The sequence below is a fragment of the Acinetobacter sp. Root1280 genome, from assembly GCF_001425285.1.
GTDB classification, from domain to species: Bacteria; Pseudomonadota; Gammaproteobacteria; order Pseudomonadales; family Moraxellaceae; genus Acinetobacter; species Acinetobacter guillouiae.
In genome coordinates this window covers 23,389-46,108 of sequence record NZ_LMED01000026.1, presented here as the reverse complement: position 1 = coordinate 46,108, position 22,720 = coordinate 23,389, and the positions used below count along the sequence as shown (strand labels likewise).

Annotated in this window: 22 protein-coding genes; 14 read left to right on the top strand and 8 right to left on the bottom strand. The window is 40.1% G+C overall.

The features are described 5' to 3' along the window. The first annotated feature begins 32 nt into the window (after positions 1 to 32). From ASC84_RS17340 to ASC84_RS17315, 6 genes are all read left to right on the top strand, one after another. On the top strand, positions 33 to 401 hold the full coding sequence (locus tag ASC84_RS17340) for an HIT family protein (protein WP_004718818.1): 369 nt from the start codon (positions 33 to 35) through the stop codon (positions 399 to 401). A gap of 135 nt (positions 402 to 536) precedes the next feature. After that, positions 537 to 1,571 carry an A/G-specific adenine glycosylase gene (mutY, locus tag ASC84_RS17335; RefSeq protein WP_056517038.1) on the top strand — a complete coding sequence of 345 codons (1,035 nt, stop codon included), beginning with the start codon at positions 537 to 539 and terminating at the stop codon, positions 1,569 to 1,571. 76 nt (positions 1,572 to 1,647) lie between these two features. After that, positions 1,648 to 2,196, top strand: a complete 549-nt coding sequence (locus tag ASC84_RS17330) for a M23 family metallopeptidase (RefSeq protein WP_004718822.1) — start codon at positions 1,648 to 1,650, stop codon at positions 2,194 to 2,196. A gap of 30 nt (positions 2,197 to 2,226) precedes the next feature. Further along, positions 2,227 to 2,472 carry a hypothetical protein gene (locus tag ASC84_RS17325; RefSeq protein ID WP_056517037.1) on the top strand — a complete coding sequence of 82 codons (246 nt, stop codon included), beginning with the start codon at positions 2,227 to 2,229 and terminating at the stop codon, positions 2,470 to 2,472. Positions 2,473 to 2,514: 42 nt separating this feature from the next. Then, positions 2,515 to 3,069: a DNA-3-methyladenine glycosylase I gene (locus ASC84_RS17320; RefSeq protein ID WP_056517034.1), complete on the top strand. Its 555-nt coding sequence runs from the start codon at positions 2,515 to 2,517 to the stop codon at positions 3,067 to 3,069. Positions 3,070 to 3,100: 31 nt separating this feature from the next. Continuing rightward, on the top strand, positions 3,101 to 4,123 hold the full coding sequence (locus tag ASC84_RS17315) for an NAD(P)-dependent alcohol dehydrogenase (protein WP_056517339.1): 1,023 nt from the start codon (positions 3,101 to 3,103) through the stop codon (positions 4,121 to 4,123). 84 nt (positions 4,124 to 4,207) lie between these two features. Here the strand turns inward: ASC84_RS17315 and ASC84_RS17310 are convergent, their stop codons facing one another. Beyond that, entirely contained in the window at positions 4,208 to 5,644 is a 1,437-nt protein-coding gene (locus ASC84_RS17310) for a PLP-dependent aminotransferase family protein (protein WP_004718828.1), read from the bottom strand. Positions 5,645 to 5,754: 110 nt separating this feature from the next. Here ASC84_RS17310 and ASC84_RS17305 point away from each other — a divergent pair, with 110 nt between their 5' ends. Next, positions 5,755 to 6,162 (top strand): hypothetical protein, encoded by a 408-nt coding sequence (locus ASC84_RS17305; RefSeq protein ID WP_056517032.1) that lies wholly within the window; start codon positions 5,755 to 5,757, stop codon positions 6,160 to 6,162. Here the strand turns inward: ASC84_RS17305 and ASC84_RS17300 are convergent. Continuing rightward, a complete protein-coding gene (locus tag ASC84_RS17300) occupies positions 6,122 to 7,012 on the bottom strand; it encodes a LysR family transcriptional regulator (protein ID WP_004718832.1) in 891 nt (296 codons plus the stop codon). The two genes, ASC84_RS17305 and ASC84_RS17300, sit on opposite strands and share 41 nt — an antisense overlap. 123 nt (positions 7,013 to 7,135) lie before the next feature. On the opposite strand from ASC84_RS17300, the gene dkgB reads away from it, so the two are divergent. After that, on the top strand, positions 7,136 to 7,948 hold the full coding sequence (gene dkgB / locus ASC84_RS17295; RefSeq protein ID WP_056517031.1) for a 2,5-didehydrogluconate reductase DkgB: 813 nt from the start codon (positions 7,136 to 7,138) through the stop codon (positions 7,946 to 7,948). 275 nt (positions 7,949 to 8,223) lie between these two features. After that, positions 8,224 to 9,399 carry an MFS transporter gene (locus ASC84_RS17290; RefSeq protein WP_056517028.1) on the top strand — a complete coding sequence of 392 codons (1,176 nt, stop codon included), beginning with the start codon at positions 8,224 to 8,226 and terminating at the stop codon, positions 9,397 to 9,399. Positions 9,400 to 9,573: 174 nt separating this feature from the next. On the opposite strand, the gene ASC84_RS17285 is transcribed toward ASC84_RS17290, so the two are convergent. Together ASC84_RS17285 and dapB are read right to left on the bottom strand one after the other, a co-directional pair. Continuing rightward, complete coding sequence (locus ASC84_RS17285; protein WP_004718837.1) at positions 9,574 to 10,224, bottom strand: START domain-containing protein; 651 nt, start codon at positions 10,222 to 10,224, stop codon at positions 9,574 to 9,576. Positions 10,225 to 10,281: 57 nt separating this feature from the next. Further along, the gene (gene dapB / locus ASC84_RS17280; RefSeq protein WP_004718838.1) at positions 10,282 to 11,097 is read right to left on the bottom strand and encodes a 4-hydroxy-tetrahydrodipicolinate reductase; all 816 of its coding nucleotides are present in this window, start codon (positions 11,095 to 11,097) and stop codon (positions 10,282 to 10,284) included. A 289-nt stretch (positions 11,098 to 11,386) separates the two neighbouring features. On the opposite strand from dapB, the gene ASC84_RS17275 reads away from it, so the two are divergent. After that, positions 11,387 to 11,578: a hypothetical protein gene (locus ASC84_RS17275; RefSeq protein WP_056517025.1), complete on the top strand. Its 192-nt coding sequence runs from the start codon at positions 11,387 to 11,389 to the stop codon at positions 11,576 to 11,578. A 412-nt stretch (positions 11,579 to 11,990) separates the two neighbouring features. Continuing rightward, positions 11,991 to 12,206, top strand: a complete 216-nt coding sequence (locus ASC84_RS17270; protein ID WP_056517022.1) for a hypothetical protein — start codon at positions 11,991 to 11,993, stop codon at positions 12,204 to 12,206. Positions 12,207 to 12,287: 81 nt separating this feature from the next. Here ASC84_RS17270 and dnaJ read toward each other — a convergent pair whose 3' ends face one another. The 4 genes from dnaJ to ASC84_RS17250 all read right to left on the bottom strand — a co-directional run bounded on the left by dnaJ (position 12,288) and on the right by ASC84_RS17250 (position 18,256). Beyond that, positions 12,288 to 13,400 (bottom strand): molecular chaperone DnaJ, encoded by a 1,113-nt coding sequence (gene dnaJ / locus ASC84_RS17265; protein WP_004718844.1) that lies wholly within the window; start codon positions 13,398 to 13,400, stop codon positions 12,288 to 12,290. Between the two features lie 92 nt (positions 13,401 to 13,492). Continuing rightward, positions 13,493 to 13,870 (bottom strand): hypothetical protein, encoded by a 378-nt coding sequence (locus ASC84_RS17260; protein ID WP_004718846.1) that lies wholly within the window; start codon positions 13,868 to 13,870, stop codon positions 13,493 to 13,495. Positions 13,871 to 14,006: 136 nt separating this feature from the next. Beyond that, the gene (locus tag ASC84_RS17255; RefSeq protein ID WP_004718847.1) at positions 14,007 to 17,153 is read right to left on the bottom strand and encodes an efflux RND transporter permease subunit; all 3,147 of its coding nucleotides are present in this window, start codon (positions 17,151 to 17,153) and stop codon (positions 14,007 to 14,009) included. 2 nt (positions 17,154 to 17,155) lie between these two features. Beyond that, positions 17,156 to 18,256 carry an efflux RND transporter periplasmic adaptor subunit gene (locus ASC84_RS17250; protein ID WP_056517017.1) on the bottom strand — a complete coding sequence of 367 codons (1,101 nt, stop codon included), beginning with the start codon at positions 18,254 to 18,256 and terminating at the stop codon, positions 17,156 to 17,158. A gap of 149 nt (positions 18,257 to 18,405) precedes the next feature. Here ASC84_RS17250 and ASC84_RS17245 point away from each other — a divergent pair, with 149 nt between their 5' ends. The 3 genes from ASC84_RS17245 (at position 18,406) to ASC84_RS23390 (ending at position 22,385) form a co-directional block, all read left to right on the top strand. Continuing rightward, positions 18,406 to 19,026 carry a TetR/AcrR family transcriptional regulator gene (locus ASC84_RS17245; protein WP_004718853.1) on the top strand — a complete coding sequence of 207 codons (621 nt, stop codon included), beginning with the start codon at positions 18,406 to 18,408 and terminating at the stop codon, positions 19,024 to 19,026. Between the two features lie 226 nt (positions 19,027 to 19,252). Next, positions 19,253 to 21,943 carry a phosphoenolpyruvate carboxylase gene (gene ppc / locus ASC84_RS17240; protein WP_056517013.1) on the top strand — a complete coding sequence of 897 codons (2,691 nt, stop codon included), beginning with the start codon at positions 19,253 to 19,255 and terminating at the stop codon, positions 21,941 to 21,943. Between the two features lie 136 nt (positions 21,944 to 22,079). Beyond that, a complete protein-coding gene (locus ASC84_RS23390; protein WP_227515170.1) occupies positions 22,080 to 22,385 on the top strand; it encodes a hypothetical protein in 306 nt (101 codons plus the stop codon). Positions 22,386 to 22,720: the final 335 nt, after the last annotated feature.

The following is a 22,720-nucleotide window of genomic DNA, read 5'->3' as shown; positions in this document are numbered from 1 at the left end:
GTCGATTAAGACAACAAAACGAGGGATTAGAAATGACTGAAAAAGTATGTCCTTATTGTGACTTTGAAGAATTTGATATCATTGATAAAAATGAATTTGGTGCAATTTTGCCTGAACATAACCCTTTGTCTAAAGGTCATTCAGTGATTATTCCTTTGCGCCATATTGCTTCTTTTTTTGAGGTTTCAGAGAAAGAACGTAAAAGCCTTTCCTCTTTATTGGAACTGGCACGTAACGAGCTTAAGATTCGCCATCAACCTGAAGGTTTCCATATCGCCTTTAATGATGGTCATGTGTTTGGTGAAGATCAAAGTGAACATTTCCATATTCACATTATCCCACGTTATAAAAACGAACCGCTTAAACTGGATAAGCGTTGGGGTATCATCAACGAAAACTAAGTTGTGGCTATAAACGCATTTGAAAAGACGCTTTGGCGTCTTTTTTTATGCAGATTGCTGCTCAAGTTTAAGATAATTTTCCGCAATAAATTTATCTTGGTTATACTGAGCATCCAATTTTTACGCTAGATTGTTATGTCGCAATTTTCATTTTCAGATGCGCTATTGACTTGGTTTGATCAACACGGGCGCCATGATTTACCGTGGCAAGTGGCTGATGATCCATACAAAGTTTGGGTGTCTGAGATTATGTTGCAACAAACACAAGTCAAAACTGTACTGCAATATTTTGATAAATTTATCCAACGCTTTCCGACTGTCGATGATTTGGGTAAAGCCTCATGGGATGATGTTGCCCCCTATTGGGCAGGATTAGGCTACTACGCCCGTGCACGCAATTTGCATAAAGCAGCAGGCGTGGTCAGCCAGCAAGGGCATTTCCCACAAAGCTTAGAACAATGGGTGGAACTTTCAGGTATTGGTCGCTCTACTGGTGGCGCGCTGATGTCGCTTGGCTTACGCCAATATGGCGTCATTATGGATGGCAATGTAAAACGTGTTTTGGCCCGTTTCTTTGCCATTGAAGATGACCTGAGTAAACCCATCCATGAACGAGCCATGTGGCAACTGGCGGAAAGTTTATGCCCAACTGAACGCAACCATGACTATACCCAAGCAATTATGGATTTGGGTGCAACCATTTGCACGCCCAAAAAACCACTCTGCTTATACTGCCCTATGCAAAAACATTGCCAAGCCCATCAACAAGGGCTAGAAACTGAACTGCCTTATAAGAAAGCTAAAAAGCCTGTTCCCGTTAGAACAGCCACAGTGTTATTAATTGAGTCAGATCAACAATGGTTATGGGAGCAGCGTCCTAACAGTGGTTTATGGGGAGGCTTATGGAGTTTGCCGATTTTTGAAAATGAGCTCGCGTTTCAACAGCTTTGTCAAAGTCTAAAACTTATTCCAACTGTTGAACCTGTCCAAATCTCGCATAGTTTTACCCATTTCACATGGATTTTAAATGCGCATATTGTTCGAGTTGAATCAGACCAAAAAGAATATCTTCAGGCTGAACTTGGGGGCGAATGGTTAACACCACAAAAAGCTACACAAATGGGCATCCCTACAGCCATGAAAAAATTGATCTCAGCAGTAAAAATATGACATAGTCAGACACGGGTATTCGAAGCATATTTCAATTTTAATTTGCCCTTTTGAAACTTGAAAATAAGGATTTCTCGTGTCACGTAGCATCCAATATTGCTTGATGGCCTTGCTTGCCATTATTTTAACTGCATGTACCACTGCACCTAAAAAGCCAAGCTCATCTAAGCCTCAGCTTCCACAAGCTCAAATTAACCGCCTAAAAGCAATGTCAATGCCAACCCGATTGGCAATTCCTGTAGATGGAGTAAAACCACAAAACCTCACAGATACTTGGGGTGCATCTCGCAGTGCTGGGCGAGCACATGAAGGAATTGACATCATGGCTTCACGTGGAACCAAAGTTTATAGTAGTACTGAAGGTGTGATTGCCAGCTTAAAGAGCAATAATCTGGGGGGTAAAGTGATTTGGCTCATCGGACCAGGTGGTGTTTATCACTATTATGCTCATCTAAACGATCACAAACGTGGTCTACAAGAAGGCGATTACGTTAAAAAAGGTCAGTTAATCGGCTATGTGGGCAATACTGGAAATGCACGACATACTGCACCGCATTTGCACTATGGACTATACTTAAGAGGTAAAGGCCAAGGTGCAGTCAACCCCTACCCTTATTTACGTTAATTTTAGATTGAATCAATTTAGGAATATTCCATGTCAGAAGCATTGCTTGAGCGTTTAGTTGAATTTGCAGAATCAGGCAATCAACAAAAAATTGCCCTCAATGGACAAAATCATCAAGGCTGGATTATGGAAATCACCGATGAAGCATTAATGATCAGTACTGGCTTTGCAGACAAAGCGGGTAAAGATATTTGGGTAAATTTTAAAGATTTACAACATGCGCAACTTTCCTATTGGGACAACAAACAAGATCAGTGGGTCGAATTTAAACTTTAGACAATTAAAACTTAAATCAATCAGAACAATGGTAGATCTTTTATGACAAATAAACGCTGTGGTTGGTGTTCAGATGATCCTATTTATATTGAATATCATGATCAAGAGTGGGGTAAATCCAATCGAGATGAACAGCATTTATTTGAAATGCTTTGCCTAGAGGGGCAACAAGCAGGTTTATCTTGGATTACTGTTTTAAAAAAGCGTGAAAGCTACCGCGCCCAATTTTTTAACCACCCGATTCAAACCATCGCCAATTTTACTGAACAAGAGCTTGCGCTAAAATGTCAGGATGCTGGGCTGATTCGCCATATCGGTAAATTAACGGCGATTCGTGACAATGCCGTTGCATGGCAAAACATGAAAGCTCAAGACATCGATATGGTGAACTGGTTATGGGATTTCGTCGACCAGCAAGTACAACTCAATGATGTCCCTGATTATAAATTAGCACCGGCACAAACTGAAACCAGTCAAAAGCTTTCCAAAGTGTTAAAAAAGAATGGTTTTAAATTTGTTGGTCCAACCACTTGCTATGCCTTTATGCAAGCAGTGGGTATGGTCAATGACCATGAAAATGATTGTATATCCCGCTAAAAGTTTAACTGAGCAAACAGGAAGGATTCACATGTCAAATAATACGTTTCATGCTTATGCTGCCTTAGAGGCAGGTGCAGCACTTGTGCCCTATCAATTTGATGCAGGTGAATTACAGCCTCATCAAGTCGAAGTCAAAGTTGAATATTGCGGTTTATGCCATTCCGATGTTTCAGTGATTAACAATGAATGGGGAAATTCAGTTTTTCCAGTGGTTGGCGGTCATGAAATTATCGGTACCATCACTCAACTGGGTTCAGAGGCGAAAGGATTAAAAGTCGGTCAACGTGTTGGTATCGGCTGGACTGCGGAAAGTTGTCAGCACTGTGATCCATGTGTTAGTGGTCAACAAGTGCTTTGCACAGGGGGTTCAGTTGCAACTATCGTTGGTCATGCAGGCGGGTTTGCAGATAAGGTCCGTGCAGGTTGGCAGTGGATTATTCCTTTTCCTGAAGATTTAAACCCTGAAAGTGCTGGCCCTTTATTGTGTGGTGGTATCACTGTTTTTGACCCAATCTTAAAACATCAAATTCAAGCAGTTCACCATGTTGGTGTCATTGGGATTGGTGGCTTAGGTCATATGGCCATTAAAATACTCAAAGCGTGGGGTTGTGAGATCACTGCCTTTACATCGAGTTTGGATAAAACAGATGAACTTAAAGCGATGGGTGCAGACCATGTGGTCAATAGTCGCGATGCCAATGTTTTAAAAGCACAACGTGGCAAATTTGATTTATTGCTCTGTACGGTAAATGTGAGTTTGGACTGGAAAGCATATCTCAATACACTGGCGCCAAATGGCACAATTCATATGCTAGGTTTAGTCCTCGAACCGATGCCGATTCCAGCGGGTGCACTGATTGGCGGTGCAAAATCAGTGACTGGTTCACCAACAGGCTCCCCTTTTGCATTGCGTCAATTATTACAATTTGCCGCACGCAAAAACATTGCACCACAAATTGAAGTTTATCCAATGTCAAAAATTAATGAGGCTTTGGAGCGACTTCACTCTGGAAAAGCCCGTTATCGTATCGTATTAAAAGCGGATTTCTAATTTAAGTCTGACCATCCATCACGGTTTATCAAGAACCGTGAATGGAATAAGGCTGTCGGGCTATGCATTTGCTCACAAATCAGTTTAAGCCACACTCTTGGCTGACAATTCACCTCTTACCCAATCTGCCAATAACATAATTGCATCCTGAATTTCCTGAGACAATTCATGCCCTGCATTTAAACGAATACAGTTGTTATAACGGTGATCCTCACCAAAAATAATCCCTGGCACAATATTGATACTGTATTGCTGTGCATAATAATACAACGCCAAGCTATCAATCTGTTCTGGGAACTGTAACCACAAGGCATAACTTCCCTGCGGTTGATTTAAACGGATCTCAACCCCATAAAAAGCATGTTGAATAAACTGTAGATATTGCGCAACTTGAGCCATCAACTTAGGGCGTAACTCACTCAAATGCTGACGATAGGCTCGGCTATAAATCAAATCGGCAAGCCCCAATTGCAATGGTGTATTGACCGAAACATTTTGTAAAATTAACTTGGCATGTAAGTGCTGTAAACGTTGTGGCAAACAGAACCAACCGACCCGATAAGAGGTCGACAACGACTTGGAAACCGATCCGCAATAAACCACATAGCCCTGTTGATCCCAATATTTAATCGGTAAAGGGCGTTTGGCATTAAAGCTACATTCAGCATAAATATCATCTTCAATCACGTAACACTGATACTTCGCTGCCAGCTGTGCGATTTTTTCTTTCTCGGCATTAGTCAAACAGAAGCCTAAAGGGTTTTGAAAGTTGGCGGTTAATAAACAGACTTTTGCGCCTGAGTTTTGCATCTCTTGTTCTAAACGCTCCAGATCAAAACCTTCGGTATTGGCAGGGATTTCAATAATTTTTCGTTTGAGCAACGCCAATAATTGCAACTGACCATTATAGTTTGGCGTGGGTACAATCACACTGTCACCGATTTGGCTAAGGCTTTGAATCATCACAGACAATGCCGGCATACAACCATTGCTGATATAAATATCTTCTTTGGCAATATAAAAACCATCTTCAGCCCAATGTGCTGACAATGCCTCTCTTAACTGAAGGTGCCCTTGGCGGTCATTATATAAAAAGTCTTCTGGCTTACTGTGCTTTAAAGCACGTTGTATTGAACGGCGTAAGGCCTCTACAGGAACTAAATTAGGTGATAACTGAATTGAACCTAAATGGATCAGCTTATTATTGATTGCTGCTTCATGAATTTGAATTTGTAAGTCTAGATTTGAAACCTCACGCGCCCTCGACTTAAAATCAGGATGGTCAGGTACAGCAATCTGTGGGGCTTTTTGCTGCGATTGAACAAAATAGCCGGACTTTTCTTTGACATAAATCAAGCCTTGCGCTTCAAGCAATTCATAACAACTCTTTGCTGTATTGAGACTAATATTTTGCAATGCTGCAAATTTTCGCAAAGAGCTAAGACGTTGCCCAACGGCCAACTCTCCACAATAAATTTTCTGTGCAATTTGTTGTGCTAATGTTTGATATTGAAAAGCCATATCTGTACTCAAATTTTAATATTTGTTGTATCTGTATCTATAAAGTTAACAGATTTATGCTTCATTCACAGCCAATTTTTACAAACAAATTGATTTGAAAGGAGAAAAAAATGAGAACGATCGCTTTAATCAGTATTGTCTTTGGATTAACTGCTTGCCAGCCTCAGCAGGTCAATCAAGCTGCTCAGAAACAACATTTTGTATGTAAATCTTTGATTGAAGGCTTTTTAAAAACACAAAATTTAGCTGAGTATCAGCTTGATCATCTAGAACCCACCTTACACCAGACTGCAGCTGTGCGAAACTACCGCTACCATGCCAGTAGTGATCAACGGATGAAGATTAATATCCCGGTGCAAAAAGACTTGGCGTTTAAATGTCTTCAGACAGCAACTGATCATTTTGAAATCCAATTGGTCAATCCACAAAAACCCAGTAGCCAAACTTTACTGAGTCTGGATTTACCACCACAAAAGACTATCGAAACTTTGACAGCTTTTGCGTTAAAAACTCAATAAATAAACGGACACGCTTTGGTAAATGTTCCTGTTGATAATACACCGCATGGATGTGTTGCTCATAAAGCTCTATTTGATCTTCAAATAGAGCGATCAAGCGTCCTTGCTTTATATCTTTTAAAATCTCAAACTCAGACAATCTCGCAATTCCATGCCCGCGTAAACACAGTTGACGGACAGTTTCACCACTGGATGCTTTGATTTTTGGTTTGACAGTAAGCCTTTCTCCATTGACTCGAATCGGCCAAGTATTTAAACGGCTGACTTTGCTAAAGCCAATTTGGGTATGATTTAAAATATCTTGCGGTGTTGCTGGATAACCATGTGTAGCTAAATACTCAGGACTGGCAACGATATATAATCGGCTTTTACACAACAAACGCGCATGTAAGCTCGAATCATTAAGATCACCAAAACGTATTGCAACATCTGTCTTATGTTCTAATAAATCAATGATCTGATCGTTACTGTTTAACTCTATTTCTATTTCAGGATACAACTGAGAAAACTCTTGCATCAACGGTGCAATCACATGTAATACAAAAGGTGTCGCGGAATCCACGCGAATCAGCCCAGATGTATCACTGTCAGATTTTAATAAAGCATCTTCTGCTTCATTGAGGTCATGCACAATTTTTCGGGCTTTTGCTAAAAATAATTGCCCCTCTTGGGTCAACTTAAGTTTACGTGTTGTCCGCTCTAATAAGGTGACATTCAGTTTAGATTCAAGTCGTTGCAAGGCTCGACTTACACCTGAAGTGGTTTGTTCAAGATGCGTTGCTGCTGCAACAATTGAACCACTATCAACAATATTAATAAAAGCCTGTAATTCTTCGAGTGTAGATTTCATTGCTGTCAGCGCTCTGCTTATTGTTGATTTCTAGTCAATAATATTTTGCATATTCCTGTATTTTTCCGCAACAATTAAAGTAGCAAAATACACTCAATCTCAGAAAATAAAGTGAAATCCAGCATGACAAACATCGTTCCTCAATTTGGTGTCGGTACTTTCCGTTTAACAGGACAAACTGTGATTGATTCGGTCAAAACAGCCTTAGACGTTGGTTATCGTGCTGTAGACACTGCTCAAATCTATGGCAATGAAGCAGAAGTCGGTCAGGCCATTGCAGAAAGCCATATCCATCGTGATGATTTGTTTATCACAACAAAGATATGGACAGATCATTATCAAGCCGACAAACTTATTCCAAGTCTTAAAGATAGCTTACAGAAACTAGGTACTGATGCAGTCAACTTAACCTTGATTCACTGGCCAGCACCAAGTCTAGGAATTTCTGTTGCAGAAATGATGCTGAACCTGTTAGAAGCAAAAAAGCTGGGCTTAACTGAACATATTGGAATTTCAAACTTCAATATCGACTTATCGCAACAAGCCATTGCTGCTGTAGGACTTGAAAATATTGCCACCAACCAAATTGAACTTAGCCCTTATTTGCAAAATGATAAGTTGGTGAATTTTTTACAGTCACAAAATATTGATGTGACCTCTTATATGACTTTGGCGTATGGTAAAGTTTTAAATGACCCAACATTAACTGAAATTGCCAAACAGCATAAGGCTTCTAGCGCTCAAATTGCATTGGCATGGGCATTGCAGAAAGGCTTTGCTGTCATTCCGTCATCGACTAAACGTGAAAACTTAATCGCCAACTTAAAAGCACAAGAGATTCAGTTATCGGCTGAAGAAATGCAATTAATCGCGCAATTGGAACGTAATGGCCGTGAGGTTGATCCTGAAAACTTAGCACCTCAGTGGGATGTTTAATTCACTGCTGGAGTAAAAGTGATTTAAAGCAGAGCAAATCTTGGCTTAGGCTTTGATTAGCAAAGTTTAGTTGCTAGGTTTTGCTTACTAGGCTTCAAAACATGATTTACCCCTTTTGATCATGACTTAGATTGCTTCGCAAGATTGTTTTCTTGCGAAGCTTTATTTTGTCATTTCATCAACATAGCGGCTGAAAACTAAATAACCATCCTCGTGATTGGCCGAACACTGTTACATCCCATCATTTTCAATATGCTGTATATTTGAGATTTCTCATGAAATTAAATTTTCCCTTACTCGCATTGGCCATTGGTGCTTTTGCAATAGGAACAACTGAATTTTCTCCTATGGGCTTTCTTCCCCAAATTGCAGAAAATTTGAATATTTCAATCCCAACCGCAGGTATGCTGATCACCGCATATGCACTCGGTGTCATGATTGGTGCACCGTTTATGACCTTATGGTTTGGACGGTTTCCACGACGTAAAGCGCTTATTTTAGCCATGATTATTTTTACCATTGGCAATATTCTTGCTGCAATTGCCCCCAATTACTGGGGCTTAATGGCCGCTCGAATCCTGACCAGTCTCAATCATGGGGTGTTTTTCGGGATTGGTTCCATTGTTGCAACAAGCGTCGTATCTAAAGACAAACAAGCCAGTGCAGTTGCCACCATGTTTATGGGCCTCACCATTGCCAACATCGGTGGTGTGCCTTTAGCCACATGGGTTGGGCAGAATATTGGCTGGCGTATGTCATTTGCAGCAATCGCCTTACTCGGCGTGATTACTATGCTGTCACTATGGAAAGCCTTGCCTGAAGATAAAGCAAGTCAACGTCCTGATGTCAAAGCAGAATTAAAAGTTCTGACTCGGCTGCCTGTGGTTCTTGCATTGCTCACCACGGTGATGAGTGCAGGTGCAATGTTTACCCTCTATACCTATATTGCGCCTAGCCTACAAAACATCACCCATGCAAGCCCGATGTTTATTACCTTGATGCTGGTACTGATTGGAATTGGTTTTTCAATTGGTAATCACTTAGGTGGGAAATTTGCAGACTTGTCACTGACCAAAACATTGACCAGTTTCTTGCTGTTACTGATGGTGAGCATGTTGCTGTTCCCTATACTGGCTCAAACTCAAATTGGTGCAGCATTGGCACTGATTGTCTGGGGAGCAGCAGCCTTTGCCGTGGTCCCACCTTTACAAATGCGTGTCATGTCTGTTGCTCATGAAGCACCTGGATTGGCATCTTCGGTAAATATCGGGGCATTTAATTTAGGCAATGCTTTAGGTGCAACAGCTGGTGGAGCAGTATTGAGTATGGGCATGAGTTATGCTGCGGTGTCTATTGCAGGTGCGGTACTCACAGCTTTAGGGTTAGTGCTGGTTTTTATTCAAATGAAAATGAATAAAGCACCTGCTCAACAATATAGCCATTCAGCGTAGCGCTTAACAATCGCCACAAAGACTGCAAGTAACCTTTCTTTCTACATCAACACATTGAGAAAGGTTACTTTCAATAGTTAAATGAGCGGAAAGATCTGCCAAGCATTATTTTTTCGAATATAGCGTTGTTTCGTCAATAAGTGATCTGCTTCAAGATTATTGATCAAACAATGCCTATTTTAAAATATCAGGCAAAGCTGTAAAGGGTTTATTCTTTGCCAATTCTGTTTTCATTTTCTGCAACATCTGATAAGGCTGCTGTTCAACCAAAATATTAGTTAAGCTTGCGGGAATGGAACCTTCTGGATTGGCATGTCCAGAGGTAATGACTTTGACTTTATTGGCACCCAGTTTTTGAAAGGTCCAATCACCTGAATAATCTTTTAAACGCACATAGTCAGGATTTAATGCTTTACCTTGCTGAATCGCAGAATTCTTAATAAAAATGCTGCCATTTGCATCTTTAGACATGGTTCCTTTAACCACCATGTCGCGATCTTTTAAGGGAAAGGGAAAATCTAAAACCATATAAATGCTGAATTCACCTTTTTTATCATCGCGAGATAACACTTCAGCTTTGGCAACATTGGGTACCCATTTCGGTGAGTTTTTGACGTCCAATACCAAAGCAACAGCACGATCAATCGGTACGTCTAATGTTGTTTCAGCTTTATAAGACAACACAGAATTACTGGCATCCTTGTATGTCCATACCTGAATGTTATTTTTATTCAAACTCAATTTGGCATTGCTTGGTAAAGCAGCTTGTGTAGTCAGGCCAAAAGCACTGATTACACAAGCAAATAACATCACTGTTTTTTTCATTTTTGAATGTTCAAAATTTGACTAATTGTTTTAATTCTATCGCATCAGATTTTAAGCTTAAATATCATTTAAGCCTAAAACGTCTTTCATATCGTATTTTTTTGCATCTTTGCCGACAACCCAAGCGGCTGCACGTACGGCGCCTGCAGCAAAATTCATACGATTCGTGGCTTTGTGTGTCACTTCTACACGCTCACCTTCGCCAATAAACATCACTGTATGTTCGCCCACAATATCACCACCACGAATCGTTTCAAAACCAATGGTTTCACGTTCACGTGGACCTGTATGCCCCTCACGACCATAGACAGCAACTTTCTTTAAATCACGACCCAGTGTGTCAGCAACAGCTTCACCCATCATCAGTGCAGTACCTGATGGTGCATCTACTTTATGACGGTGATGTGCTTCAATAATTTCAATATCCACAGTATCGCCAAATACTTTAGCTGCCAACTCAAGTAATTTAATCGAAACATTCACACCCACTGAATAATTTGCAGCATAAACAATCGGTGTCTGAGTCGCAGATTGATTTAATAGCTCTTTTTGTTGATCCGAAAAACCAGTTGTACCAATCACCATCGCAACACCAGCAGCACTGCATAGTTTTAAATTATGTTCAGTGGCAACAGGCGCAGTAAAATCAATCACCACATCCACATCTTTGAGGATCTCTTCCAAGTTGCCAACCACTTTGATTCCCACAGCACCAATTCCAGCAAGCTCTCCTGCATCTGCACCAATTAATGTGCTTTCTGGACGCTCTACTGCAGCAGCAAGCTGAAAGCCTGCTTGTTGTACAGCTTGAATCAATGTACGGCCCATACGGCCACCTGCACCTACAATACCAATGCGTGGAGCTGCTGACATACGATCTTCCTAAATCTGAATTTGAAAATTTGGCTCTACTATAACAAAACTCGGTTCCAAGACGACGTTTCAATATAAAAAAATACTGTGATCTTTTTACTTGCTTTGGGATCTGTTGCGCTCATTGGTACAGAATAGCCTGAACGAATAAATAGATTAATTTTATAAAATATATCGGTAAAACTTTGAAAAATTTACAACTTTTCAAATCCATTTCATCAAAATGCAAGAATCCCTCAGCAGACTACATGCCACGAATGAAAATAATATGGCTTATAAGGAGATCAATATGCATTCGAATAAAGTGGCTTTCGCTCTGGTACTCGGCATGATGATGACAAATGTTTGGGCTGAATCAGCACCTGTAACAACATCAACGACAACTGAAGAAAAAACGCTTGCTCAACCCAATAGCAACACAGCATCTGAACCTCAAACAGAAGTTCGTGTCGAAGATATTGATGCACCAATCATCGAATAATAAGCACCTATTTTTCAGCGGTTGAGGGTATGTCCAATACCTTCAACCTCTCATTTTAAAAATAACTCAATTCAATTGTAATTATCATCATAAAAATTAGGCACTACAGCCAAACATCAACACTTATATTATTTTTAAATTATCTAAAAACTGATTGAAATGTGTATTAAATTACAGCTAAAAATAACTAAAAAACAAAAATTAAATTTTTCAGATCTGTAAGGTCTGTTAATAATTCGTCTATGTTTGCGATTTTGCGTTTTTTTAGCTGATATTAGGCACGAAATACCAAATCTAGTCTTTCTAAATAATGAAAAACATCGTTTCGCAATATAACGATGTAGCAGCAAAAATACGCTACACTAAAAGCGCTTGGACGCAATCATAAAAAGCAAATATCAAAGGAAATAGCATGCAACCCCAAAAAATCATTTTAGGATTGGTGATGACAACAACTGTTTCACTAGTTTGGGCCGAAGACACAATACCGCCTACCGCTCCATCATCAGAATCATCGACACCAGCAACACATCCCGCGGTGATACTCCCCCAAGATGATAATTCAATAGATGCTGCCCCGGATGACAACGAATTTGATTTATCACCATCGGATCAAGCATCAAAGTAAAAAAAACGGAGCAACAAGATCTGTTGCTCCGTTTTTACATATTCAATGTTTAGCTTGCTAAATGAAAAGGTCTAAACTCAATTAGTCAAATAAACGATCGAAGAAAGATTTTTTCTTTGGTGATGATTTATTGTCATCACTTTCCATCGTGGCTTGAAGTTCTTTCAATAGCTCACGTTGGCGGCTGGTCAAATGTACAGGTGTTTCCACCACAATACGGCAAAGTAAGTCACCTTGCATACTGCTACGTACAGGTTTTACCCCTTTACCACGTAGTCGGAACATTTTACCCGTTTGTGTACCTTCAGGCACTTTCAAACTTACACGACCATCCAACGTTGGAATTTCAAGTTCTTTACCTAAAGCAGCATCTGCGATACTGACTGGCACATCCATATATAAGTCTGCACCATCACGTTGGAAGATATCGTGCTCACGCACTACGACTTCAACGTATAAATCACCAGATTGACCATCACGGATCGCTTCACCTTTACCCGTTAAGCGAACGCGATCACCATTATCAACACCTGCAGGAATAGTAACTTCAAGAGTTTGCTGACGATCTGATACACCTGAACCATGACATTTGCTGCATGGATTTTTAATAATTTTACCTTGTCCACGACAGGTACTACATGTCTGCTGAACAGAGAAGAAGCCCTGTTGCATACGCACTTGACCTGCACCATGGCAAGTCTTACAGGTTTCTACATCATTTGGATTTTTTGAACCTTTACCATCACACACATCACAAGGTGCTGGTGCAGTAAAGGTAATGGTTTTCTTAACGCCTCTCACCGCTTCTTCGAGTGTTAATTCCATGACATAACGCAGGTCGGAACCACGACGCGCACGTTGCTGACCACGGCCACCTCCGCCAAAAGCGCCACCAAAGATGTCACCAAACTGACTGAAAATGTCTTCGGCGCTGAAACCACCACCAAAGCCACCGCCGCCCATACCACCTTCAAAGGCGTTATGACCCATACGGTCGTACATGCTACGTTTTTCACCGTCAGAAAGAATTTCATATGCTTCCGCACATTCTTTAAACTTTTCTTCAGCTTCTGAGTTGTCAGGATTACGATCTGGATGATACTTCATCGCCAACTTACGGTAGGCTTTTTTAATTTCATCATCACTAGCGGTTTTAGCAACACCTAAAACCTCATAATAATCACGTTTAGCCATGATTGGCGATGCTCCACAAAATTTGATAATACTTCTATGCAGAGTAAATTGGGGGCGATGTTATTTTTTACAAGCGTGAAATGTGGTTTTTTTTAAAAAACAGCTTTTTTCTGTAAATATTTAGTAAAACCTTTGAGCCATGTATTGAGTAAATATAACCACGCAATGGCACTAAATACCACACCAGCCACAGTGCACGCTTTTACCCAAATGAAACTGTCCCAATAGAAAAAGATTAACGGAATAAACCATAGCGCAGCAAAGGCTGCCAAAATCAAAAAAATGAGAGCATTGCGCATAATCCACAACGCTTGCGCATGTATCCATACCTCTGCATTATCTGCCACTGCTACTTTACGTGCTAACCAATACGCCAACACGGCTGTAATCACCGTAAACAATGCAAGAAACATAAACAAATAAGAGCTCGTAATAAATTTACGATGCTGTTCTGGATTTGTTTGCCCCATGGGTGTTTTTGACCTCAAATTTATTGCATACCAATTTACTTATTATGCAATAAAATTTCCTATGTTATTTTCTGTTAAAGATTAAGTGCTACTATATTGAAGTTTTCAATTTTTCGCACCTAATATTCTCAACAATTTATGTATTTTCTGTAGTTTTTTTAATCTTAAACCAAGTCGCATACAGCGCTGGTAAGAAAAATAACGTTAAAAGTGTCGCAATAATTAAGCCACCCATAATGGCCACTGCCATTGGTCCAAAGAAAATACTCCGAGAAAGCGGAATCATGGCCAATACTGCTGCCAAGGCGGTGAGAATAATTGGACGGAATCGACGAACTGTAGCATCCAAAATTGCATCCCATTGATTCTGCCCTGATCGAATATCTTGTTCGATCTGATCAATCAGAATCAGTGAGTTACGCATAATCATTCCAGATAATGCAATGGTACCCAGCATCGCCACAAAACCAAAAGGCTTATTGAATAAGAGCAGGAATAAAACCACCCCAATTAAACCTAACGGCGCTGTCAAAAATACAATGAATGAGCGAGAAATACTCTTTAACTGCAGCATCAGCAAAGTAAATACCACCGCAAGGAATAATGGCATCCCTGCATTCACAGAGGTTTGCCCTTTTGCCGACTCCTCTACCGCGCCACCAACTTCTAGCAAATAACCACTAGGTAAGGTTGTACGGAGCTGATCCATTTTTTCAGCCAGCTCATTGACCACGGTTGCAGGCTGTAACTTGGTCCGAATATCTGCACGTACAGTAATGGTCGGTAATCGATTGCGGTGCCAAATTAAACCATCTTCAAATTTATATTGAAGCGTAGCGATCTGCGCCAAAGGTACGGTGGTACCTTTACTTGTTGGAACAGCAAGACTGGATAATGCTTCAACATTGACACGCTCAGCCTGATCACCGCGGATACGAACATCAATCAGCTCACGTTTTTCACGATATTGATTGATAATTGCACCCGATATCGAACTGTTTAAAAAATTCGCCAAATCTTCTGAGGTTACACCCATTTGACGGGCACGATCTTGATCAATCACCAACGAAATGATTTTACTTTGCTCACCCCAGTCCAAATGAACATTTGCGGTATTTGGATTTTCACCCACCAGTTGAGCAACTTTTTGGGCTTCCTGACGAACAATTGCAATGTCTTCACCCGATACACGAAATTGCAATGGATAGCCAACAGGAGGACCATTTTCTAATAAAGAGACACGGATACGCACCTGCGGCAATAATTGGCGAATTTGCGTATCTAAGGATTTACGAATTTCATCACGATCATCCAGTGACGATGCTAAAACCACAAATTGTGCAAAACTGGCTTGTGGCATCTGTTGATCTAAAGGCAGATAGAAACGTGGTGTACCTGTTCCTACATAAGCAACATAATTATCAATACCCTTTTGCTTGGATAAAAATGCCTCGACTTTCTTGACGGCATCTTCAGTTGCAGTCAGTGATGCGCCTTCTTCCAGTTTTAAATCAACCAAAATTTCGGCACGGTTTGAAGACGGGAAAAATTGTTGGGGTACAAACTTAAACATCACCACAGACAGGACAAAAACCCCAACCGTAATTGAAATGACGGTTTTTCTATAGGTCACGCACCAATTCACCAACTTTCTAAAGCTTTGATAAAATTTAGATTGATATGGATCAAAATGCTCACCAGTATGATGAATCACGGGCTGAGGTTCTGGTTGCTTACGTAATCTTGCAAGAAGACGCTGATACCACGGTGCTTTTTGTGGCACTTTGTTAAAATCTGGAAGTAACTTATCCCCTAGATAAGGAACAAAAACCACAGCAGCAATCCATGAGACAATTAAGGCAATGGTCACCACTTGGAAAATTGAACGGGTATATTCCCCTGTGCTTGATGCGGCTGTAGCAATAGGTAAAAAACCTGCTGCGGTAATTAATGTTCCGGTCAGCATCGGAAATGCGGTACTGGTCCATGCAAAACCAGCTGCCTTCATCCGGCTATAGCCCTGTTCCATTTTGATGGTCATCATTTCGACGGCAATGATGGCATCATCAACCAATAATCCTAAGGCCAGAATCAAGGCTCCTAGAGAAATCTTATGTAAGCCAACATCAAATAAATTCATGCCTGCAAAAGTCATCGCAAGCACCAGTGGAATCGAAAATGCCACCACCAAGCCTGTACGAAAACCAAGCGAAAAAAAGCTCACCAATAAAACGATAATGACTGCTTCTGCAAGAACTTTGACAAATTCATGAATACTGCGTTGAACAGCCACTGGTTGATCTGAAACTTTTTTCAGTTCCATACCTAAAGGCAGTGATTTTTGTAAGGTTTTAAATTCCGTTTCTAGGTTTTTACCCAGTGCGATGATGTCACCACCTTTACGCATAGAAACCGCTAAACCAATTCCATTCTCGCCCATAAAACGCATGCGAGGTTGTGCAGGCTCACTAAATCCACGATAAACGTCAGCAACATCGCCCAGTTGAATGGTTCTATTTCCCACCAACAAGGGCATTTTTTTCAAATCATCGACACTTTTTAAAGCACCACTGACTCGTACTTGAATACGGTCAGTGCCTGTTTCAAAAAAGCCAGCACTGGTCACACTGTTTTGCTTTGCCAAAGCCTCTTGGATTGCAGTAACTGGTACGCCCATTTGTACGGCTTTAGTGTTGGAAAGCTCAATCCAGATTTTTTGATCTTGTAAGCCCACCAGATTGACTTTACTGACATCTTTTACCCGTTGTAAGCGAAGCTGTAAACGGTCTGCATATTCTTTTAACGTTGCATAATCAAAATCTTTGCCTGTTAAGACATAGATATTCCCAAAGGTATCCCCAAACTCATCATTAAAGAACGGCCCCTGAACACCAGAAGGCAACTGTGTTTTGATATCGCCTACTTTTTTACGCACTTGATACCAAACATCTGGAATTTGGTTAGATTTTAATGAGTCTTTTGCCATAAACATGACCATAGACTCACCTGGACGCGAGTAAGCCATAATCTTGTCATAGAGCCCTGTGCTCATCAGTTCTTTTTCAATTTTATCGGTAACTTGTAAAGAAACCTCTTGAGCTGTTGCACCAGGCCAATAGGTTTGTACCACCATGACTTTAAAAGTAAATGGTGGATCTTCACTCTGAGAGAGTTTTGAATAGGAAAATAGCCCAACAATACCCAATAGGATCATAAAATAAAGTACTAATCCTTTATTTTTGAGTGCCCATTCTGACAAGTTAAAGGAGTTAAATGGACTCATGATCATGCTCCTTTTTGAACAGTTACAGCACGATTTTCACGGTCTACCGGTTTTATTTTTTGCTTTTCACGAAGTAAATGTACCCCTCCTACAACCACCCATTGCCCAGGATTTAAGCCTTTCACGACAGTAACGCTGTCACGGCCATAGCTGCCCAAAGTCACTGAAACTTTAGCAATCGTTTGGTCTGGATTCACCACCCAGATATAGGCTTGATTGTTATTTGCTGAGACGCTAGATAAAGGCACACTCAATACATTTTGAATATTTTGATTAAAGAATACCCGTGCACTTTGCCCAAGTTGAATTGCGGACTGCCCTTCTTTTAAAGCCACTTTAACCATAAATGTACGTGATTGATCGGCTGCTGGAGAAATCTCTCGAACATAGGCAGCAAATCGATCTTGAGGTTTAGACCATAAAGTCACCCATGCATTTTGTCCGACTTTAATCTCTGCAATGGCTTGTTCAGGTACACCTATCACCACTTCACGATCACCATCAATCGCCAGTTGGTATGCCGCTTGCCCTGCTGAAATCACTTGCCCAGTTTCAATATTACGTTGGGTAATCACCCCATTTTTATTGGCAATCAATTGGTTATAACCCGTTTGATTGGCGCTCACATCATAATTGGATTGGGCTTGTTTTAAACTTGCCTGAGCAGCATCATATTGATTTTTCACTGAATCATACTGTGAACGACTCACAGCATTGATCGGTAAGAGCTGCTGAAAGCGTTTAAATTCATCTGCTGCAGCCTTAGCTGCAGATTGTGCACTTTCGAGTTGTGCTTTGGCTGAGTTCAATTGCAATTGGGCATCTTTCACATCAAGTTTTGCTAAGACTTGCCCAACTTTGACACGAGCCCCAACATCGACATAGCGTTCTGTAATTTGTCCCCCGACACGGAATGCCAATGCTGTTTGCTGTCGAGCTTGAACATCCCCCGCATAACTTTTTTGGTCTTCATGTGATGTTGTAGGTTGGGTCACCATCACCAAGGGAATTTGTTCCGCTTCAGGTGCTGGTTTGCTACACCCCACTATTGTTACACTACACAATACCAATAGGCTCGTGATCATTAAATTTAAACTACGCATAGGCAAGGCTCTTAATCAAATGCATTTTTTCGGGCAAAATAGAATGAGTATATTTATTTGCTCATTTTTTAATTAATATACTGCATGGTACAGTAATTGTGAATCATGTATAGAGTAATTGACCTATTTTTCTTTTTTTGGAACTTATTGTGCAAATAACAGCTGGACGTCCAAAGGACTTAGAAAAACGGAAACACATTTTGGAAGCCGCCAAAAAGCTATTTCTAAAATTGGGTTATCACGGTTCAAGCATGAATCAAATCGCCAAAGAAGCAGGCGTTACAAAGCTGACGGTATATAACCATTTTCAAGATAAAGAAACTTTATTTAGTTGTGCCATAGAAGCAACCTGTGAAGCCTCTATCGATGCTCGACCATTACGACTCAATCTTCAAAGTGATTTTTATGCACATTTTTTTCAGGCGTGTGAGTTGGCACTCACTGTCATTAGCTTACCTGAAGCCATTAAACTTGAGCATCTATTGTTAGAACTTGCCGCAGAAAAAAATCCTTTGGCTTTACAGTTTTATAATTCTTCCCATCAAAGAATGTGTGCAGTCTGGCAAGATTTTTTCCAACAAGCGGTCACGCTTAAATTTATTCAAACAGATGATATTGAAAAACAAATTAATTTAATTTTGTCATTATTATTGGGTGTTCGACACCACGAGGTCTTATTGGGGATTCGCCCGATTCCTACGGAAGATGAAAAACAGCAAATCATCACCGAAAGTATTGATTTATTTATGATGAAATATAAAGCCAACTGAAATTATTTAAAAACAAAATAATGTCCAATTGTTGTTTAAGGCATACTCAATGCATATCGCATAGGCTTGTTGATATCAAAAGGGCAAAAACTAAAGCTAAATATCCAAATTAAAATTAAGCCAAAGTCGACTTCTTGCACAGTCATTTACATACTTTTGTAGGGAGTCTCTTGGATTGTGGTGGAATCACGTTATATTCGAGATAACAAGAACTGGAGAGTAACAAATGGTTCAACAAATTGATGCTCCGCTGCGTGAAGATGTACGCTTACTCGGAAACCTTTTAGGCGAAACGCTAAAGGAACATGCAGGACAAGATTTGTTTAATCAAATTGAACAAATTCGGGCTTTAGGTAAAGGCGCTCGAGATGGTCAAATTGAAGCAGAAAAACAACTTGAACAATTATTTTTAAATTTAAAAGATGATGAAATTCTGCCACTCACCCGCGCCTTTTCACACTTTCTAAATTTTGCCAATATTGCTGAACAATATCACGTTGTGCGTAGTCGTCGACAAAGTGAGTGCGATGAAAACTCACCATCACCCAATGTGCTGGATCATTTATTTAGCAAATTCAAAGATCAGCAAATTTCAGCAGAAACGCTCTATAAACAAATTTGTGAATTAAAAATTGAATTGGTTCTCACAGCGCATCCAACCGAAGTCAGTCGTCGTACTTTAATCCAAAAATATGATGGCATTAATCATTGCCTGTCTACTTTTGATCAGCAAAAACTGACACCTAAGCAACGTGCAGATGTGTTAACCGATTTAAAACAACTGATCTGTTCTGCATGGCAAACTGACGAAATCCGTCAGCATCGCCCAACCCCGATAGATGAAGCAAAATGGGGCTTTACCACGATTGAACAGACTTTGTGGAATGCGGTTCCAAAATTCATCCGTGAATTGGATGACCTCGTTCAGGACAATTGTGCAAAGGTTTTGCCTTTGGATATTTCTCCAATTCGTTTTGCCTCTTGGATGGGGGGTGACCGTGATGGTAACCCGAACGTCACCCATAACATTACTCAAGAAGTTTTGTGGTTGTCACGCTGGAAAGCGGCTGACCTTTATGTGCGTGATATTGAAGATCTTCGTTGGGAACTCTCGATTGAAGCCTATTCCAATGAGCTACTTCAAGCTTTGGGTTATAGCCATCCTGAACCTTACCGCGAATATTTGCGTGCGACCCGTGAACGCCTCAAAGCAACCCGTCAATGGTTGGCAGATAAATTACGTGGTCAGCATTCAGATGTAGATCGCAGTTTAATCATTCGCCATAAAGATGAATTATTACAACCGTTATTACTTTGCTATCGTTCACTGATGGCATGTAATTTACCTGAGATTGCCAATGGTAAATTGCTCGACTTTATCTATCGGGTAAATTGTTTCGGTATTGAATTACTTAAACTGGATATTCGCCAAGAGTCAGGTCGCCATCGTCAAGCCATCTCAGCAATTACTGAATATCTCGGTTTGGGTAATTTTGAGACATGGACAGAACAAGCGCGTCAAAATTTCTTATTGCAAGAATTACAAAGCAAACGCCCATTATTACCTAAACATTTAAATGAGCCTTCAGGTAGTCTGATTGAAAACCCTGATGTTCAAGAAGTCTTTGCAACCATGCGTACTTTGGCTGAACAACCCAAAGAAAGCTTAGGTGCTTATATCATTTCAATGGCGGAATATCCAAGTGATGTTTTGGCGGTATTGTTACTGCAAAAAGAAGCGGGAATTGAACATCCATTACGCGTTGTTCCTTTATTTGAAACCTTGAAAGACTTGGATGGTGCTGCAAGTACCATGAGTACCCTGTTCAATATGCACTGGTATAAACAGCATATCCAAGCTAAGCACGAAGTCATGATTGGCTATTCGGATTCTGCCAAAGATGCTGGCTTTATGTCCGCAAACTGGGCCCAGTATCGTGCGCAAGAAGAACTGACTGCAATTGCCAAACAACATGGTGTTCAACTGACCTTGTTTCATGGTCGTGGTGGTTCAATCAGTCGTGGTGGTGCACCAACCCAACAAGCATTATTTTCTCAACCACCTGGCTCAATTTCAGGCGCAATCCGTGTAACTGAACAAGGTGAAATGATTCGCTTTAAATTTGGTCTAGAAGAAATTGCCTTACAAAATTTGGAAATTTATGCTGCTGCAACCTTAGAAGCGACATTATTACCACCACCTGTGCCAAAACAAGCATGGCGAGATTTGATGCACAGCATGACGGATTTATCTGTTCAGGTGTATCGTCAGACTGTGCGTGAAAACCCTCATTTTGTTAAATATTTACGCACCGTCACCCCTGAGCTTGAGTTACAAATGTTGCCGCTTGGTTCACGCCCTGCGAAGCGTAAAGTCAGTGGTGGAATCGAATCTTTACGAGCCATTCCTTGGGTTTTTGCCTGGACCCAAATTCGTTTAATGCTTCCTGCTTGGCTGGGTACTGGCGCAGCGATCAACCAAGTGATTGATCAAGGTCAAAAAGCGGTATTGGATGAAATGTTAAAGGAATGGCCTTATTTCCAAACCTTAATTGATATGTTGGAAATGGTCCTCTCTAAAGCCGACTCAAATATTGCACTGTATTATGAATCTCATCTTACCGATGATGAAGACTTAAAAGTACTTGGTGCTGAATTACGTCAACGCTTGCATGATGCAGTACAAACCCTGTTGGCGATGAAAGGTGAATCGCAACTGTTAAGTTCCAATGATGTACTTGATCAAGCCATGAAAGTACGTAAGCCGTATTTATTACCCTTACATTTATTACAAGCCGAATTGATGAAACGTCGTCGTGCATACTTGGCTGAATGTCAGGCGGAGCATACCCCTGTAGATCATGCACTGATGGTCAGTATTGCTGGTATTGCGGCAGGTTTACGTAATACGGGTTAAGTTCAAGTTTCTTTGAAGGGGTACATAGGTACCCCTTCAACTTAGTGACCCTCGATAAAGTCATTTCGGTGAAGAAATAGCAAAAACTTATAAATTATTACAGTCAATCACAATACCCGCTATATATGAAAATGGAGTGGTACTTACTAAATATGCTAATTTTTATAAAGCAGATGGTGGAGAATGTATTATTGTTTCTAGATTAGATAATGAATCTAACTTTGGTGGGTACGAGGATGTCATATATTTTAAAAAAAGAATAATGTTGCGTAGTTCAAAACAAAGTTTTTTTTCCATTTTTTTAGATGATGATGCAAAGATAAAATCTAAAAAAATCGAATATAGCGATTATTTAAATGGTAAAGAGGTACAACAAGGCCTAAAAGAAGATTTCATTTTATATCGGGAAAAAATGAATAAAAACACATTAAATCAATGTTAAGGATGATTAAGATCAAACTATTAATAATATTATTTAATTATGCTGACACTGACTAATGTTAATTTAGAAGCAACTTCACACAAATAAAATGCCTAATTCATCAACAATTGCAAAAAAATCTCAATTTGAATGGAAAAAATTTAAGCAGTTACAAAATCCTGAATTATTCTTCTTTTTTATATCTATTTTTTTTAATACTTTGATTTTACGCACTAACATTATTTAATTATTTGACCAAATGGTACAAAACATCAATTTTCCCTAATAAATGCAAGTGCTTAGTTTGACTAAAATGATTAAAACTCTCGAAAAGAAAGCGTATGATGTGTCCAATT